Origin of the sequence: Sulfitobacter sp. UBA1132 (assembly GCF_002311545.1) — a bacterium.
GTDB classification, from domain to species: Bacteria; Pseudomonadota; Alphaproteobacteria; order Rhodobacterales; family Rhodobacteraceae; genus Sulfitobacter; species Sulfitobacter pontiacus.
In genome coordinates this window covers 30239-46207 of the sequence record NZ_DCAN01000008.1, presented here as the reverse complement: position 1 = coordinate 46207, position 15969 = coordinate 30239, and the positions used below count along the sequence as shown (strand labels likewise).

Here is a 15969-nt window from a genome sequence, read left to right as displayed (position 1 = left end):
GTGCGGGGGGCTGGCCCCCCGCTGCGCCGGGTTAGTACCAGTCGCCCATTTTGACTTCGATCCCCTCGCCGACCATGGCCGCAAAGGCGGCGGGGTCTTGCGTGCCGTCGTCGCGCCCACGGTAATGGTAGGGGTAGACGAAGGAGGGTTTGAACGTCGACACCGCAGCCGCGGCCGAGGTCGCGTCCATGGTAAACGGCAGGTTCATACAGACAAACGCCAGATCGATATTCTCTAGCGCCAGCATCTCCGGCGTCGCTTCGGTATCGCCCGAGATATACACGCGGAAATCGCTGAGGTTCACGATATAGCCGTTGTCACGCCCCTGCGGGTGGAACTGCTTGCGTTCTTCGGTGGTGTTATAGGCGGGGATCGCCTCGATCGAGACCTCGTTGAACATCGCCTGCTCGCCATTGGCCAGTGCATTCGCCTTGGCCTTCAGTGCCTCGGGCAGCATGTCATAGACCGCAGGATTGGTAAGGATCTGCGTGTTTTCGCCCACCACACCGGCCAGTGTTTCGGCGTTATAGTGATCGCCGTGCTCGTGGGTGATCAGGATCAGATCGGGGGTGGCAAAATCGCTGTAGTTGGCGACCTCGCCCACGGGATCGCAGTAGATCACGCCGGCTGGCGTCTCCATCACAAAGGACGCGTGGTCGATGGGGTGCACTTTGACCTCGCCGCCGGTCATGGGGAACATATTTCCGCCGTGAGCCGCGGCTTGCGCGGCATAAGGCAGTAGCGTCACAACCCCGGCAGTGGCGGCGGTGGTCGTCAGGAATTGGCGTCTGGACTGTTTCATGGGAATTCTCCTGTTGCAGGTGAGGATGATGCTAGCGCCCGCCGCCGTCGTTTCAATGTCACAACTGCGCGAGACGCGGCTATCGGTCGTCGCCGCCCAGTTCCGGGCCGGTTTGTGCCTCTTCTTCCAGCGATGCCTGCGCCGCTGCGGTCACCGCGTCGCGTTCCTCGTCGCTCAGGTCTTTGACCTTACCGTCGGCCAGACGCACAGTGACCTCCCGATGGGCAAAACGGATTCCTTCGCGCTCAAACAAGGCTCGGATTTCCTCATAGACCTTCTTGCGCACCAGCCATTGATCCCCCGGTTTGGTCATGAACTTGACCCGGATGATCATAGCGGAATCCTGCATTTCAATCACGCCCTGCGATTTCAGCGGCTGGATAAAGTTGTCGCCGATCACCGGATCATCCAGCAGCGCGATGCCGAGCTTTTTGATCAGCTTGCGAACGCGTTCGACATTGGTGTCATAGGTCACCCGCAACGGCAGCTTCATGATCACCCAGTCGCGGCTGTAGTTGGTCATCACCTGCAGCTCGCCAAAGGGGATGGTGTGCAGCGCGCCCAGATGGTGGCGCAGTTGGAACGAGCGGACCGAGATTTTCTCGACCGTGCCCTTCACGCCGCCCACATCAAGGTATTCCCCCTTGCGGAAGGCATCGTCGAACAGAAAGAACGCGCCGGCAAAGATATCGCGCACCAGTGCCTGGCTGCCAAAGCCGACAGCAACACCGACGATCCCCGCACCGGCGAACAGCGGGCCGACATTGATCCCGAATTCCATCAACACGATGAGGGCGATGGTCACGATCAGAACGATCAGGACAAAGTTGCGAAACAGCGGCAGCAGCGTTGCCAATCGGCTGGCAGAGGACGCGCCGCTGCCTTCGTCGCCCAGTTCCGCCTCGGGCTGGTCGGCGGTTTCGGCCTCGATCTTGCTGTCGATCCAGATGCGGAAGGCGTGATAGACGACGTAGCCGATAAACAGGATCACCATCACGTCCAGCAGCTTGTCCGCGTGGCTTTCGACCATCAACGTTGCCTCTGTGTCCCAGATATAGAAGAACGCATAGGCCCCCGTAACAAAGGCGAGGATACCGGCTACGCGCCGCGCCAGACCTTCAAAGCTGGTGAGACTTTGGCGTGGCACCATTGCCGCCTGTCTGTCAGCCTCGTCCAGCGACATGGTATCATCCGCTTGCGCAGTGCCGGCGGCCTCGGGCGCGTCCTCGTCCAGGGCGGCATCAGCGCGCTTCTCGCGGCGCAGCTCGTTCAGGCGGCGCATCATGCGCGCGCGGGCAAAACCGCGTTCAATAGCATAGTTGATCACACCGTAGACCACGATGATCGACACCAGAATACCATAGGCCCCCGCGATCAGAGGCACGGAGCTTGGGTTCTCGAGCACCAGATCATAGGTCAGTTCGAACCAGGCAAAAATCGCGTAGGCCACCACCAGCGGTGCCCAGGCTCGCGACATAAAACGCCCCACGGCGCTGCATTCCGACGCGGGCTTGCCCTGCCGCAGCGCGTTTGAAATGGGGCGGCGGTTGACCCAGATCATCAGAATATTCGCCACGACGATCGCCGCCGACATCAGGGAGGCGATGAAAGCATAGACATCATAATTCAGCCCCAGTTCAGCGATCCAGATACCGAACAGGATCGCAACGGTATCAAGGCTTGCCATCATCCACAGCCAGCGGTGCAGCCGTTTGGCGTCGCGGTCGCTGAAGACAGGGATGCGGTATTGCGACAGGAAGGGTGACAGGATCATCCGCCACAGGCCCGCGGCCACGCGACAGACGAAATAGCCGATGTTGATCAGCGTGACAGTGAACTGGATCGCCGTGTCTTCAAGCGGTCCAAACAGCAGCGTGCCCAGAATATAGGCCACCACCATCGACACCAGAACGCCGATGATCCCCATGAAAAACCGAAACACCAGAAACGGCATCTTTTCGGTATAGCCGACGGGGTTCGTCTGCACTTTGGCGGTGACGAAGCCGCGTGCCATTCGCTTGCCGAACAGCTCTACCTCGACCACGGCCCCGACGGCAAACAGCGCGAGCGCCACCAGCAGCGTCTCACCAAAGGCCCAAAGCGTGCCGTCCGGGCTGGCGGCCCGCAGAATATAGATCACCTCATTGATCGCGTCGGGCAACTGCACGATGCGTTCGATCAAGGCAGTGCGGAACTGGTTGCCCCGTTCTTGCAGGTGCATCAGCGCAGAGGTTTCCTTGGCCAGCGCCGCCTCTTGCTGGTCGCCCTCGGCCGGCTGGGCTGCTGCGGGCTGGTTCAACAATTGGCCCGCGCTATCGACGACCACCACACTGACCCCGCTTTCGGCGGCTTGTCTGATGACCTCTTGCAGGCGTGCGGCCTCGCCTTCTGCATCGTTGACGTCAGTTTCCTGGGCTGTTGGCAAAAGAGACAGAACCCCTTGCGCCGTCGCGGCGTTGGCAAAGGGCAAGACCCACAGCGACAAAAGAAGGGTGAAGATGAAATGCCGCATATGTCCTCGCTCATGGCCTTGGGGCGCAGTCCCAGAACGCTAAGCCACCCCCCGTGCCATTGCAATCTTAACCCCCCGGCCCCACCTACTCCCCCTGACGATGAACCGCGAAGGACGCCGAATATGACACGCGCCGCATCTTCCCACGGGCTTGTCCCGTTCAAACGCCGGTTTTCGCAGCCCATTCAGGGGCGGCGACGGCGGAAGGTGCTGAAATGCATGACATGTTCACCATAGATGCCTAAGGTATTCTTATTGGGCTGTTCGACCGGCAGACCAAGGTGATGTGAGTGTATTCGGTTTCTGGGTGCATCGGGCGGGACGGGTTCACCTGCCTTCGACAATAAACGTTTTCTAGCCGCCGGACTGATAGGTGCGGCCAAGGATATTTGACTAAGTTAGGATCGGCCCATGCGCCAAACGGTCTCGAACAACGCCCGCAATGGCAAACCAGCGCGGCGGGTGCTTTTCTATAGCCACGACACCTTTGGATTGGGCCACTTACGGCGGTCGCGCGCACTGGCTGCCGCCTTGATGGACGGCGACGAAGATGCCTCGGCCATCATCCTGACCGGATCGCCCGTCGCGGGGCGTTTCACCTTTCCCAAAGGCGTCGACCACATCCGTCTTCCCGGCGTGACGAAGCTTGCCGACGGCAGCTATGTGGCGCAAACGCTTGGCCTTGATATCGACGAAGTCACCTCTCTGCGGGCCGGTCTGATCCGCACCGCGATCGAGGAATACAGCCCCGATCTGCTGATCGTGGATAAAGAGCCGACGGGCTTTCGCGGGGAACTGCTGCCCAGCCTTGACTGGCTGCGCGAGAATGGCACCACCAAAGTCGTGCTGGGCCTGCGCGACGTGCTGGACGAACCCGAGGTGCTGGCCGCCGAATGGGAACGCAAGGGCGCGGTTGAAGCGACCGAGAAATATTATGACGAGATTTGGGTCTACGGCATGCGAGATGTGTATGACCCGACCAAGGGGCTGCCCCTGTCGCAGGCGGCCCACGACCGGATGCATTGGACCGGCTACCTGCGCCGCGAGGCCCCGGACGAAACACCCCCCGCCGAAGAGCCCTATGTGCTGATTACCCCCGGCGGCGGCGGGGACGGTGCCGCGATGGTGTCGCTGGTGCTGGACGCCTACGAGCAAGACCCCGACCTGACGCCAAATGCCAAGCTGATCTACGGCCCGTTCCTGTCCGGCGACGTCCGCGACGCCTTTGACGCGCGGGTGGCCAAGCTGGGCGGACGGGTGACCGCGCTTGGCTTTGATAGCCGGATCGAACAGCTTTATGTCGGGGCTGAAGGCGTGGTTTGCATGGGCGGTTACAACACCTTCTGCGAGGTGCTGTCTTTTGACAAACGCGCCGTCATCGTGCCGCGCACCGTGCCCCGGTTGGAACAATGGATCCGTGCCAGCCGCGCCGAAGAGCTGGGGCTTGTCCGCATGTTGGAAGAAACCCGTGATGGCATGACACCGCAGGCGATGATCGCCGCAATCCGCAACCTGCCGCATCAGAACAAACCCTCGCAAGCCGGTGCAGACGGGCTGCTGGACGGGCTTGACGTGGTGGTTGAACGGGGCCGCGCCCTGATGGGCGGTGGCGCATGACCGACACCCCTGCCCCCCTCGCCCCCGCCCCTCTCGCCATTGTGGTCAAAGGCTGGCCGCGCCTGTCCGAGACCTTCATCGCACAAGAACTTGTCGCCCTTGAAGAAGCCGGTCTGCGGTTCGACATCTGGTCGCTGCGCCACCCGACCGATACGAAAACCCACCCGTTGCACGACCGGCTGCAAGCGCGCGTGTGTTATTTGCCGGAATACCTGCGCGACGATCCCGAACGTGTGGCCGCAGCACAAGAGGCCGCGAAAGCCATGCCCGGCTACGACGCGGCATGGGAGGTTTTCCAACAAGACCTCGTGCGCGATGACACCCCGAACCGCCGTCGCCGCTTTGGGCAGGCCTGCGTCATGGCACATGAGCTCCCCGCCGAGACCCGCGGCATCTATGCGCATTTCCTGCACACCCCGTCCTCGGTCGCGCGCTATGCCGCGATCCTGCGCGGACTACCGTGGAGCTTTTCTGCCCACGCCAAGGACATCTGGACCTCGCCCGAATGGGAGTTGCGCGAAAAGCTGAACCCCGCTAGCCACGGTGCCGCCTTTGGTGCCACCTGCACGGACTTTAACGCGCAACATCTGCGCAGTCTTACCTCCGCCTCGGACCGGATTGACCTAGTCTATCACGGGCTGGATCTGGCGCGGTTCCCCGAACCGCCAACCCGGGTCCAACGCGCCAAAAGCGACCCGTTCCAGATGATGTCTGTCGGGCGCATGGTCGAGAAGAAGGGCTTTGATAACCTGATCGACGCGCTGGCGCTGCTGCCGAATGAGTTTGACTGGCACTGGACCCATATCGGCGGCGGGGACCTGTCGGAACCGATGAAAGCACGCGCAGAAACGCACGGGATCAACGACCGGATCACTTGGCGCGGGGCCTGCGACCAGCCAGAGGTGATCGCGGCGATGCGCGCCGCCGATCTGTTCGTGCTGCCTTCGCGCATTGCAAAGGACGGCGACCGTGACGGGCTGCCCAATGTGCTGATGGAAGCCGCAAGCCAGAAGCTCCCCATGCTCAGCACGCCCGTATCCGCCATCCCCGAGTTCATCACCAGCGGCACCACCGGCGTGCTAAGCGACGATGCCCCCGCCGCCCTTGCCGAGGCGATGCAGCGTTTTGCGGAGGATCCATCGCTTGGGCCTCGGCTGGCCGAAGCCGCCCACGACCGCCTGCATGCAGAATTCACCATGGCCCCCGGCATTCGCCAGCTCCACAAGCGGCTGACGGCCATGCTGGCACAGGGCGGCTGATGCGGCTTGCGTTCTACGCTCCGTTAAAGTCGCCTGATCATCCGGTACCCTCGGGGGATCGGGCGATGGCGCGTGGATTGATGGCCGCGCTGCAACGGGGGGGCGCGACCGTCACAGTCGCCAGCACCCTGCGCAGCCGCGACGGGGCGGGCGACAGCGCGGCGCAGACCCTGCTGTTCAATGCTGCCGAGGCCGAAGTGCCCCAAGCCATCGTCCTCGGTCGTACCGAAGGCTGGCAGGCGTGGATCACCTATCACAACTATTACAAGGCCCCCGACCTGATCGGCCCCGCCGTCGCCCGCGCCCTTGGCATCCCCTATCTGCTGGTCGAATCCAGCCGCGCGCGCAAACGGCTGACAGGTCCGTGGGCCGGTTTCGCCCAAGCTGCCGAGGCCGCAAGCGACGCGGCGGATGTGATCTTTTACCTCACGCACCGAGATGCCGAGACACTGCGCCGCGATCAGACCGCGGGGCAGCGGCTGGTGCATCTGCCGCCGTATCTCGCACAGGACGCTTTGCCTCTGCCGTCCGCGCTGGATGGCCCGATGCTGGCTGTCGGTATGCTGCGCGACGGCGACAAACGCGCCTCGTATCAGATCATCGCGGAGACGCTGTCGCTGCTGCCAGCAGACAGCTGGCGGTTGGATATCGCGGGTGACGGCCCCGCCCGCACCGAGATAGAGACGATGCTGGCCCCCTTTGGCGACGCGGTTCGGTTTCTTGGGGAGCTTGATGCGACCACCATGGCCGCCGCCTATCGTCATGCAGCGCTGCTGTTCTGGCCCGGGGTGAACGAAGCCTTTGGCCTCGCCTATCTGGAGGCGCAGGCCGCGGGCCTGCCCGTCGTGGCCCAAGACCGCCCCGGCGTGCGCGATGTGCTGGCCCCCGGCTCCTATCCCGCGCCGGAAAGCGGCACTGCCCCGCTTGCCGCACAGATCACAGCGCTGCTGGCGGATACCACCCTACGCCAAACACGCGCCCAAGCCGCCCGCGATTTTGTTGCGCAACATCATCTGCTTCCCACTGCCACCGCGACCTTGCTGGCGGGGTTGGAAAGCTGCGGGGTGCGCCCATGATCCGGCTTGCCCTGCTTCGCCACGGGCATACAGGCTGGAACCGTGCGGGCCGCATTCAGGGGCGCACGGATATCCCGCTGGATGATGACGCCCGCGCCGGTCTGGCGGCGCTGGCATTGCCGGCACCTTGGGACCGTGCCGATCTTGTGTCGAGCCCCCTGTCCCGCGCCGCTGAAACCGCCCGACTGGTCGCAGACCGCGCGCCGAAAACCGCGCCCGCGCTGATGGAGATGGACTGGGGTAAGTGGGAAGGGCTGCACGGCGTGGATCTTAAGGCAGACCCCACCAGCGGGTTCCGCGATATCGAGGATTGGGGCTGGGGCTACACCCCACCCGGCGGCGAAAGCCCCGACAGCCTGCGCGAACGGCTCATCCCTTGGGCCAACGGCTTGACGCGCGACACTGTCGCTGTCTGCCATATCGGCGTGATGCGTGTTTTGCTGGCCCAAGCGACCGGCTGGGATTTCGCTGGCCCCGCCCCCTTTCAGATCAAGCGCAACCGCTTATATCTGCTGGATATTTCACCCACGGGCTGGGCCGCCCACCCTGATCCCATCCGACTGGAGCCGCGCTTATGAAGGTCAGCATCGTCGTCACACATCTGCTGGGCACCGGCCATCTGGCCCGCGCCCTGACCCTTGGCCGCGCCTATGGGGCGGCGGGGCATGATGTGCAGGTCGTCTCGGGCGGGATGCCCGCACCGCAGTTGAACAGCGACGGCGTTGACGTGGTGCAACTGCCCCCGCTGCGCTCTGACGGAGTGGATTTCGCGCGGCTGCTGGATGAACACGGCACGCTTGCCTCTGAAGCGCTGAAGGCAGCGCGGCGCGAGATGCTGGTCACCCACATCCAGACCCGCACCCCCGATCTGCTGATCACTGAACTGTTCCCCTTTGGACGCCGCACCCTCAAGGCAGAGTTCCTGGCCCTGCTTGACGCCGCAGATGCCCTGCCCACGCGCCCGCTGGTCTGCGCATCGGTGCGCGATATCCTCGCGCCGCCATCCAAACCCGCCAAGGCGCAGCTGGCCGATGATCTGGTTGCGCAGTATTACGATGCGGTGCTGGTCCATGCGGACGAGGCCGTGACGCCGCTCTCGCTCAGCTGGCCGGTGTCGGACGCGATGCAGGGCAAGCTGCGCTATACCGGTTTCGTCGCACCGCCCCCCGCCAGCCCCCATCCCGACCGGCTTGGCGCGGGCGAGATTATCGTCAGCGCAGGGGGCGGCGATGTGGGCGCGCATGTGTTCGACACCTGCCGCGCCGCGGCCGCGCGTGATGCGGGGCGGGTCTGGCGCTTGCTGCTAGGGGGGCAGGATGCAGCCGCACGCAGCGCCGCGCTGATGCAGGATGCCCCGGCGAATGTGGTGATCGAACCGGCACGCCCCGAATTCCGCCAGATGCTGTATCACGCCGCCGCCTCTGTCTCTTTGTGCGGTTACAATACCGCGCTGGATGTGCTGCAAAGCGGGGTGCGGGCGCTGTTTGTCCCCTTTGACGCCGGCAACGAGGTGGAACAGGGGCTGCGCGCCGATGCGCTGTCCGCGCTACCGGGGATCGAGGTGCTGCGCAGCGCTGATCTGACACCGGACAGGTTGCTATCCGCCTTGGCAACCCTGCACGCCGCCCCGACCCGACCTGCGCAGACAGACGGGTTTGACGGGGCCGCGAGGACGGTCACCCTGACCGAGACGATGCGAAAGGGCACGCGATGACCGTGGATTGGGCCAATCTTGACGCCGAGCTTGCAATATGGCGCGCAGAGGGATTGCACCTGCCGATCTGGTGGCGCGATGATGATGCCATCGCCCCAACCCCTGCGCTGGATCGCCTTGCCGCACTGGCGGAGGACCTGTCCCTGCCCGTGCATATCGCCGTGATCCCTAAACATGCAGAACCCGCGCTTGCCGCCTATAGCAAGGACCGTCCGATGATCCGTCCGCTGGTGCATGGCTGGCAGCATATCAGCCACGCGCCCGACGGGGCGAAAAAGGCAGAGTTCGGGCACCCGCGCCCCGATGCGGCCCACGAGCTGGCCCAAGCGCTGAACCGGATGCGACGGCTTTTCGGCGACGACCTGCTGCCGATCTTTGTGCCGCCGTGGAACCGGTTGGACGATGGGTTGCTGCCGGTGCTGGCAGACGCAGGCTATGTCGGGGTGTCGACCTATCTGCCGCGGAACAACCGGATTGCCGCCCCCGGGTTGGTGCAGATCAACACCCATATCGATCCGATTTTCTGGCGCGGCACCCGCAGCCTTGTCCCACCGGACACGCTGATTGCGGATATCACCAAACTGCTGCAGGACCGCCGCAAGGGGCTGACTGACCCGCAGGAACCCTTGGGGTTTTTGACCCACCACCTGGTACATGACGAAGATATCTGGGGGTTCACCCACGCTTGTCTGGCGCGGCTGCTGGACGGTGGGGCTGTGCCTGCACAGATGACAGAGCTGCCCTGACCTTTGGTGTCGTTCCAACGAAAAGGGGCGCATGAAGCGCCCCTTTTGGAATAATCGTCTTAGCTGTCCATCTTCAAGGCAGAGATAAATGCCTCTTGCGGGATGTCGACCTTGCCAAACTGGCGCATTTTCTTCTTACCCGCCTTCTGCTTATCCAACAGCTTGCGTTTCCGCGAGGCGTCGCCGCCGTAGCATTTCGCGGTCACATCCTTGCGCATCGCCGATAGGGTTTCGCGCGCGATCACCTTGCCGCCGATGGCCGCCTGAATAGGGATCTTGAACATGTGACGCGGGATCAGATCCTTGAGCTTTTCAACCATGGCACGGCCGCGCATTTCGGCGCGGTCGCGGTGCACCATAGTGCTGAGCGCATCCACAGGTTCATCGTTAACCAGAATAGACATCTTGACCAGCGCATCCTGACGGTAGCCGATCATCTGATAGTCGAACGAGGCATAGCCCTTGGTCACCGACTTCAACCGGTCATAGAAGTCGAAAACGACTTCGTTCAACGGCAGATCATAGACAACCATCGCGCGGCTGCCCGCATAGGTCAGGTCCATCTGGATGCCGCGACGGTCCTGACACAGCTTGAGCACGTCACCAAGATATTCATCCGGCACAAGGATGGTCGCCTTGATGCGTGGTTCTTCGATGTGGTCCACGAATGTCAGGTCGGGCATGTCGGCGGGGTTGTGCAACTGCTCGACCGTGCCGTCTTTCATGTGGATGTCATAGATAACCGACGGCGCGGTGGTGATCAGGTCGATGTCATACTCGCGCTCGATCCGGTCACGAATGACCTCAAGGTGCAGCAGGCCAAGGAAGCCGCAGCGGAAGCCGAAACCCAAGGCGGCGGATGTTTCCATCTCGAAGCTGAAAGACGCGTCGTTCAGCGCCAGCTTTTCAATACTGTCGCGCAGGTCTTCGAACTCGGCGGCGTCCACTGGGAACAGACCACAGAACACCACGGGCTGCGCTGGTTTAAAGCCCGGCAGCGGGGTTTCGGTGCCCTTTTTCTCGTGCGTGATTGTATCCCCGACCCGTGTGTCGCGGACCTGTTTGATCGATGCGGTCAGAAACCCGATCTCGCCGGGGTTGAGGCTGTCGATCTCGGTCATGGCGGGACGGAAAACGCCGATACGGTCAACGTGGTGCACCGACCCGTTCTGCATCATGCGGATACGGTCGCCTTTTTTCAGCTGACCATCCATGATCCGCACCAGAACGATGACGCCCAGATAGCTGTCGTACCATGAATCGACCAGCATCGCCTTGAGCGGCGCGTCCTGCGTGCCCTTTGGTGCGGGCAGCTTATGCACGATGGCTTCAAGCGTTTCGACAATGCCCTGACCCGTCTTGGCCGAAACACGGATCGCTTCGGAAGCATCGATCCCGATCACATCCTCGATCTGTTCCGCCACGCGGTCGCAGTCGGACGCAGGCAGGTCGATCTTGTTCAGCACCGGCACGATCTCGTGATCCGCATCAATCGCGTGATACACGTTGGCGAGCGTCTGCGCCTCTACGCCTTGGGTGCTGTCCACGACCAGCAGCGATCCTTCGACCGCGCGCATGGAGCGAGAGACCTCGTAGGCAAAGTCGACGTGACCGGGTGTGTCGATCAGATTGAGGATATATTCCTCGCCGTTCTGGGCGGTGTAGTTGATCCGCACCGTCTGGGCCTTGATCGTGATCCCGCGCTCGCGCTCGATATCCATCGAGTCGAGCATCTGCGCTTTCATATCGCGCAGGGAAACGGTGTTCGTCTCTTGGATCAGGCGATCGGCGAGCGTGGATTTACCATGATCGATGTGCGCGACGATGGAGAAATTGCGGATATGTGAAAGTGGTGTCATGAGGCAAGGATATGGTGCGGATTCAAGCGCTGGTCAATGGGCTGGATCGCCTGTTCCCCTTGATCCTTAGGGCATTTGACGCGCGTCGGCGGATTTACCTGCATTCTGATCGCAAACGTCAAAGGGGGGATGCGATTTTTTCGCGGTCACCTGCCATGCAGAAACCGCATACCGCCGCCAACGCCAATATATCAAGGCGCTTGGCAGTACTGCGCGGTACCGCCCCCTTTAGCAATGTTGCAACACCGACATTTCGTATGGCTGCCTTATGGTTTTATCCCGCGGGCGGCGGCGTTAGATCGGCCTTCTCAAATGGTCTGCACCCTTGCAGATCGGGCGAATAAGGAATTTTGAGATGAAGATGAAACACTCGCTTGGCACAGTGACCGTTGCTGCCCTTGGTCTGGCGTCGCTTCCCGCGCTGGCACAGGCCCAAGAAGGCCCCGTCTGGGACGTTTACGGCCAACTGAACTTTGGCGTTCTGAGCGTTGACGATGGTGAAGACACAAACACCACGTTTATCGACAACGATAACTCCAACAGCCGCGTTGGTCTGACCATGACCCAAGCGCTGCAAAACGGGTCCGAACTGCGTTTGACCTTCGAAGCAGGCCTTGGCCTGACCGGGTCTTCCGCCATCAATGGCGACGACGACAGCCTGGATTTCGACTACCACCGCACCGAACTGCGCAAACTGGACCTGACATACCGCACGCCAAACGCGGGTATCTTCTCGTTTGGTCAAGGCAGCACGTCGACAGATGGCTCAGCCGAAGCTGACTTCTCGGGCACCGGTGTTGCCGCCTATGTGGGCATCAGCGACATCGCGGGCAGCCAGCAACTGCGTTTCGCGGATGGCACCCTGTCGACCGCTACAATCGGGGGCACCAACAGCTCTTTCGACGGCAGCCGCCGTTTCCGCGTGCGCTATGACACACCTGTGTTCAACGGCTTCTCCGCATCGGTTTCCTACGGTCAGGAAGTCCTGAGCTCGGGCGATGACAACGACTACACCGATGTCGGCACACGCTACGTTCAAGACTACGGCGACTATTCGGTCGACGCGCGCTTGGGCTATTCGTTCCGCGACACCGGCAACGATCTGGTCATGGGCTCCGCCGCTGTTCTGCACCAACCAACCGGTCTGAACCTCGCGGTTTCCGCAGGTCGCCGCGTTGCGGGTGACGCAGACTACGCCTACATCAAAGCGGGCATCACCCGTGATTACATCGCAGCGGGTTCGACATCCTTCTCCGTTGATTACTACGACGGGAACGACTTTGTTGTCGCAGGGTCCAGCACCTCTTCCGTGGGTGTCGCCGTTGTTCAGCGTCTCGACGCGTACAACACCGAGCTTTACGCAACACACCGCACCTATGACTTCGACGATCCGTCGGCATCCTATCAGGATCTGGACGTGACCTTCGTTGGTGCGCGCTGGAAGTTCTAAGCAACACACGCCTTTGCCCGACCTGTTCGGGCAAAGGCATTTCCGTTTTGCGCCCTCAATCGTGAATTGCTCAATCTGCAGTTTTACGGCATAAATGCCAGCAGCAGTTAGGGCAGCCTCGGGATCAACCCGGCGTCCGAGAGATGAGGCAAAACGATGGTACGACTTTTCACGATGATCTGTGTTGTTGGCACGCTGGCCGCTTGCGGCGGACCGCGCGGCTATAACCCCAGCGGCGGCTTTGGCCGGGGCGCTGTCTTGTTCGCCACGGGGCCGATCCACAACGCCTGCATGAAATCGGGGCGCAAACAGGCGAGCGCGGCGCGCTGCGGCTGTATCCAGGCCGTTGCCGACAAAGAGCTTTCTTCGTCAGAACAGCGCCGTGGCGTACGCGTTTTTGCAGACCCTCACAGCCTGCAAGAGGCGCGCCAGTCCGACCGCAAAAGCGACAATGATTTCTGGGCTGTATGGAAAGCCTATGGCAAGACGGCATCGACCCTGTGCAGCGCCACCTAAGACCGTGACACCAGCGGCAGGGGTACGCCCCTGCCGCTAGGTCTGTGGCCGCGTGGGCGGGCCGAAACGGTCAATCAGACGGTCTTTGATCTGATCACGGGCGGCGCGGTATTGCGCGATCTTGGCATCGCGCGTTTCCCCCAGCCCTGTCGGATCGAGGATCGGCCAATATTCCACCGTCAGATGATAGAACCGCGTCAGTTCCAGCGCGCGGCGTTGGCTGGCGGGGCTCAGCGCGATGATCAGATCGAAAGAGCTTAGATCATCGCCCCAATTCTCCATCTCGTCGAAACTGCGGGACCGGTGGCGGGATAATTCCACGTCCAGCTCTTGGCACACCGCGATAGAGAAACCGTCGATTTCCAGATCGTTCATCACGCCGACGGATTGCACATAGGTGCCCGTGCCGTAGAACTTTTTCATCAACCCTTCGGCCATAGGCGACCGCACCGCGTTGTGATCGCAGCAAAACAGCACCGATTGGGGCAGTTTCTGGGTCATCTAGCCGCCGTAGTGCAGAACGCAGATGAGGGTGAACAGGCGGCGGGCCGTATCTGTATCGATCTCGGCCTTGCCTTCAAGCCGCTCTTGCAACACCCGAGACCCTTCGTTGTGAATCCCGCGCCGTGCCATATCGATGGTCTCGATCTGCGAGGGGGCGGATTTCTTGACCGCCTCGAAATAGGATTCGCAAATCTGGAAATAGTCTTTGACAACTTGCCGGAACGGCCCCAGCGACAGATGGAATTCCGCCGCCTTTTCAGCGCTTTCGGTGTTCACATCAAACACCAGCCGTTTGTCACGGATCGACAGGCCCAGATGGTACGGCCCTTGTGGCACCGGGCGATCATCGCGCGACGGCAGGGTAAAGACGTTGTCCTCCAGCAGATCAAACATCGCGACCTTGCGCTCTTGCTCTATCTCGGGCGTGGGCGGGGGCAGGTTCGCGTCGTCAAGCGCGATATGCGTGATCCGGGACATGGGGACGTCTCATCTAGTGTCTATCCCGCCGACCTTAGACCGGGCGGCGGGGTTCTACAATTGACATCGGCGGGCCGGGCAAAGGGCCGTTGCGTCAGTCGTTCAGTTTGCGCAGCCGTGCGGTGACCGACAGACCGTGCGCCTCAAGGCTTTCGGATCGCGCCAGACGTTCCGCCGACGGGCCGATCGCGCGCAGCGCGTCCGGCGTCATCCGTGCCAGTGTCGTGCGCTTCATAAAGTCCAGCACCGACAGCCCGCTGGAAAACCGTGCAGAGCGCGCCGTGGGCAGCACGTGGTTCGGCCCGCCCACGTAATCGCCAATCGCCTCGGGCGTCCATTGACCAAGGAAGATCGCCCCCGCGTGGGTGATCTGCGCGCTTAGCGCATCCACATCCGCGACGCAAAGTTCAAGGTGCTCAGGCGCGATACGGTTGCTCAGTTTGGCGGCTGTCGCCAGATCCGGCACGGTAATGATCGCCCCGTTCTCGCGCCAGCTGGTGCCCGCAATCACCCGCCGCTCCAGCGTTTCCAGCCGTGCATCCACAGCATCCGACACCGCGTGGCCAAACGCCTTGTCCGTGGTGATCAGGATCGATTGGGCGCTTTCGTCGTGTTCGGCCTGGCTAAGCAGATCAAGGGCGATCCAGTCAGCATCGTTGTCCCCATCCGCGATTACCAGAATTTCGGACGGGCCCGCGATCATGTCGATGCCCACCTTGCCAAACACCCGCCGTTTCGCGGCAGCGACATAGGCATTGCCGGGGCCGGTGATCTTGTCGACGGGGGGGATCGTGTCGGTGCCATAGGCCAGTGCGGCCACCGCCTGCGCCCCACCGATGCGGTAAATCTCGTCAACGCCCGCCAGCCGCGCGGCCAGCAACACCAGCGGGTTCAGCACCCCGTCCGGCGTGGGCACGACCATCGCAAGCCGTTCTACCCCCGCGACCTTGGCCGGGATCGCGTTCATCAAGACAGAGGAAGGATAGCTTGCCAGACCACCGGGCACATAAAGCCCTGCGGCGGATACCGCGCTCCACCGCCAACCGAGCGTGGCACCGGCGTCGTCCTGCCACTGTGCATCCTCGGGCAGTTGCCGTTCGTGATAGGCACGGATACGCGCCGCGGCGAGCTCAAGCGCTGTGCGATCCGCGTCCGAGACTTCGGCAACAGCGGCGTCGACTTCAGCAGCGGTGATGCGCAGGGTGTCGGGGGTCAGCGTGATGCGGTCGAACTTCTGGGTCAGCTCGATCACGGCGGCATCGCCTTTGGACCGCACCTGCGCGATGATCTCGGCCACTGTGTCGTCCACGTCGGGGCTGTCTTCACGTTTGGCAGAAAGCAGCGCGGTGAACGCCTGTTCGAAATCGGGCTGATCGAAGTCTAGGAATTGGGGCATCGGATGTCCTTTGCAACGTGCAATGGGCTGAGAAGGGATGC

14 protein-coding genes are annotated in these 15969 nt (G+C 62.2%); 8 read left to right on the top strand and 6 right to left on the bottom strand.

All coding sequences use genetic code 11. The features are described 5' to 3' along the window. Positions 1-31: 31 nt before the first annotated feature. Together B4F27_RS06290 and B4F27_RS06285 are read right to left on the bottom strand one after the other, a co-directional pair. Positions 32-802, bottom strand: a complete 771-nt coding sequence (locus B4F27_RS06290; protein WP_064216243.1) for an MBL fold metallo-hydrolase — start codon at positions 800-802, stop codon at positions 32-34. Between the two features lie 79 nt (positions 803-881). Then, complete coding sequence (locus B4F27_RS06285) at positions 882-3314, bottom strand: mechanosensitive ion channel family protein (RefSeq protein WP_286759177.1); 2433 nt, start codon at positions 3312-3314, stop codon at positions 882-884. 411 nt (positions 3315-3725) lie between these two features. On the opposite strand from B4F27_RS06285, the gene B4F27_RS06280 reads away from it, so the two are divergent. From B4F27_RS06280 to B4F27_RS06255, 6 genes are all read left to right on the top strand, one after another. Beyond that, positions 3726-4931, top strand: a complete 1206-nt coding sequence (locus B4F27_RS06280) for a glycosyltransferase family protein (protein ID WP_286759176.1) — start codon at positions 3726-3728, stop codon at positions 4929-4931. Further along, positions 4928-6190, top strand: coding sequence for a glycosyltransferase family 4 protein (locus B4F27_RS06275; protein ID WP_286759175.1), 1263 nt, complete (start codon positions 4928-4930; stop codon positions 6188-6190). Before B4F27_RS06280 ends, B4F27_RS06275 begins: the two co-directional genes overlap by 4 nt. Positions 6191-6255: 65 nt before the next feature. Beyond that, on the top strand, positions 6256-7266 hold the full coding sequence (locus B4F27_RS06270) for a glycosyltransferase family 4 protein (protein WP_286759174.1): 1011 nt from the start codon (positions 6256-6258) through the stop codon (positions 7264-7266). After that, positions 7263-7844: a histidine phosphatase family protein gene (locus tag B4F27_RS06265; RefSeq protein WP_286759173.1), complete on the top strand. Its 582-nt coding sequence runs from the start codon at positions 7263-7265 to the stop codon at positions 7842-7844. The genes B4F27_RS06270 and B4F27_RS06265 overlap by 4 nt, the downstream gene beginning before the upstream one ends. Then, positions 7841-8980 carry a glycosyltransferase family protein gene (locus tag B4F27_RS06260; protein ID WP_286759172.1) on the top strand — a complete coding sequence of 380 codons (1140 nt, stop codon included), beginning with the start codon at positions 7841-7843 and terminating at the stop codon, positions 8978-8980. Before B4F27_RS06265 ends, B4F27_RS06260 begins: the two co-directional genes overlap by 4 nt. Further along, positions 8977-9726 carry a polysaccharide deacetylase family protein gene (locus B4F27_RS06255; RefSeq protein ID WP_286759171.1) on the top strand — a complete coding sequence of 250 codons (750 nt, stop codon included), beginning with the start codon at positions 8977-8979 and terminating at the stop codon, positions 9724-9726. The genes B4F27_RS06260 and B4F27_RS06255 overlap by 4 nt, the downstream gene beginning before the upstream one ends. 59 nt (positions 9727-9785) lie before the next feature. On the opposite strand, the gene lepA is transcribed toward B4F27_RS06255, so the two are convergent. Next, entirely contained in the window at positions 9786-11585 is a 1800-nt protein-coding gene (gene lepA, locus B4F27_RS06250; protein WP_005851903.1) for a translation elongation factor 4, read from the bottom strand. 355 nt (positions 11586-11940) lie between these two features. Here lepA and B4F27_RS06245 point away from each other — a divergent pair, with 355 nt between their 5' ends. Both B4F27_RS06245 and B4F27_RS06240 read left to right on the top strand, forming a co-directional pair. Then, positions 11941-13035: a porin gene (locus B4F27_RS06245; protein WP_286759170.1), complete on the top strand. Its 1095-nt coding sequence runs from the start codon at positions 11941-11943 to the stop codon at positions 13033-13035. 156 nt (positions 13036-13191) lie between these two features. Beyond that, complete coding sequence (locus tag B4F27_RS06240) at positions 13192-13551, top strand: hypothetical protein (RefSeq protein WP_286759169.1); 360 nt, start codon at positions 13192-13194, stop codon at positions 13549-13551. A 36-nt stretch (positions 13552-13587) separates the two neighbouring features. On the opposite strand, the gene B4F27_RS06235 is transcribed toward B4F27_RS06240, so the two are convergent. The 3 genes from B4F27_RS06235 to hisD form a co-directional block, all read right to left on the bottom strand. Further along, the gene (locus B4F27_RS06235) at positions 13588-14052 is read right to left on the bottom strand and encodes a low molecular weight phosphatase family protein (RefSeq protein ID WP_286759168.1); all 465 of its coding nucleotides are present in this window, start codon (positions 14050-14052) and stop codon (positions 13588-13590) included. Beyond that, a complete protein-coding gene (locus B4F27_RS06230; protein ID WP_009826222.1) occupies positions 14053-14532 on the bottom strand; it encodes a UPF0262 family protein in 480 nt (159 codons plus the stop codon). It abuts the gene before it with no gap. Positions 14533-14626: 94 nt separating this feature from the next. Continuing rightward, positions 14627-15928, bottom strand: coding sequence for a histidinol dehydrogenase (gene hisD / locus B4F27_RS06225; protein WP_286759167.1), 1302 nt, complete (start codon positions 15926-15928; stop codon positions 14627-14629). Between the last annotated feature and the right edge of the window lie 41 nt (positions 15929-15969).

Bases quoted from the DNA above. Each gene is read 5' to 3' on its own strand.
- B4F27_RS06290 (WP_064216243.1), bottom strand. From the start codon at position 802: ATGAAACAGTCCAGACGCCAATTCCTGACGACCACCGCCGCCACTGCC.
- B4F27_RS06285 (WP_286759177.1), bottom strand. From the start codon at position 3,314: ATGCGGCATTTCATCTTCACCCTTCTTTTGTCGCTGTGGGTCTTGCCC.
- B4F27_RS06280 (WP_286759176.1), top strand. From the start codon at position 3,726: ATGCGCCAAACGGTCTCGAACAACGCCCGCAATGGCAAACCAGCGCGG.
- B4F27_RS06275 (WP_286759175.1), top strand. From the start codon at position 4,928: ATGACCGACACCCCTGCCCCCCTCGCCCCCGCCCCTCTCGCCATTGTG.
- B4F27_RS06270 (WP_286759174.1), top strand. From the start codon at position 6,256: ATGGCGCGTGGATTGATGGCCGCGCTGCAACGGGGGGGCGCGACCGTC.
- B4F27_RS06265 (WP_286759173.1), top strand. From the start codon at position 7,263: ATGATCCGGCTTGCCCTGCTTCGCCACGGGCATACAGGCTGGAACCGT.
- B4F27_RS06260 (WP_286759172.1), top strand. From the start codon at position 7,841: ATGAAGGTCAGCATCGTCGTCACACATCTGCTGGGCACCGGCCATCTG.
- B4F27_RS06255 (WP_286759171.1), top strand. From the start codon at position 8,977: ATGACCGTGGATTGGGCCAATCTTGACGCCGAGCTTGCAATATGGCGC.
- lepA (WP_005851903.1), bottom strand. From the start codon at position 11,585: ATGACACCACTTTCACATATCCGCAATTTCTCCATCGTCGCGCACATC.
- B4F27_RS06245 (WP_286759170.1), top strand. From the start codon at position 11,941: ATGAAGATGAAACACTCGCTTGGCACAGTGACCGTTGCTGCCCTTGGT.
- B4F27_RS06240 (WP_286759169.1), top strand. From the start codon at position 13,192: ATGGTACGACTTTTCACGATGATCTGTGTTGTTGGCACGCTGGCCGCT.
- B4F27_RS06235 (WP_286759168.1), bottom strand. From the start codon at position 14,052: ATGACCCAGAAACTGCCCCAATCGGTGCTGTTTTGCTGCGATCACAAC.
- B4F27_RS06230 (WP_009826222.1), bottom strand. From the start codon at position 14,532: ATGTCCCGGATCACGCATATCGCGCTTGACGACGCGAACCTGCCCCCG.
- hisD (WP_286759167.1), bottom strand. From the start codon at position 15,928: ATGCCCCAATTCCTAGACTTCGATCAGCCCGATTTCGAACAGGCGTTC.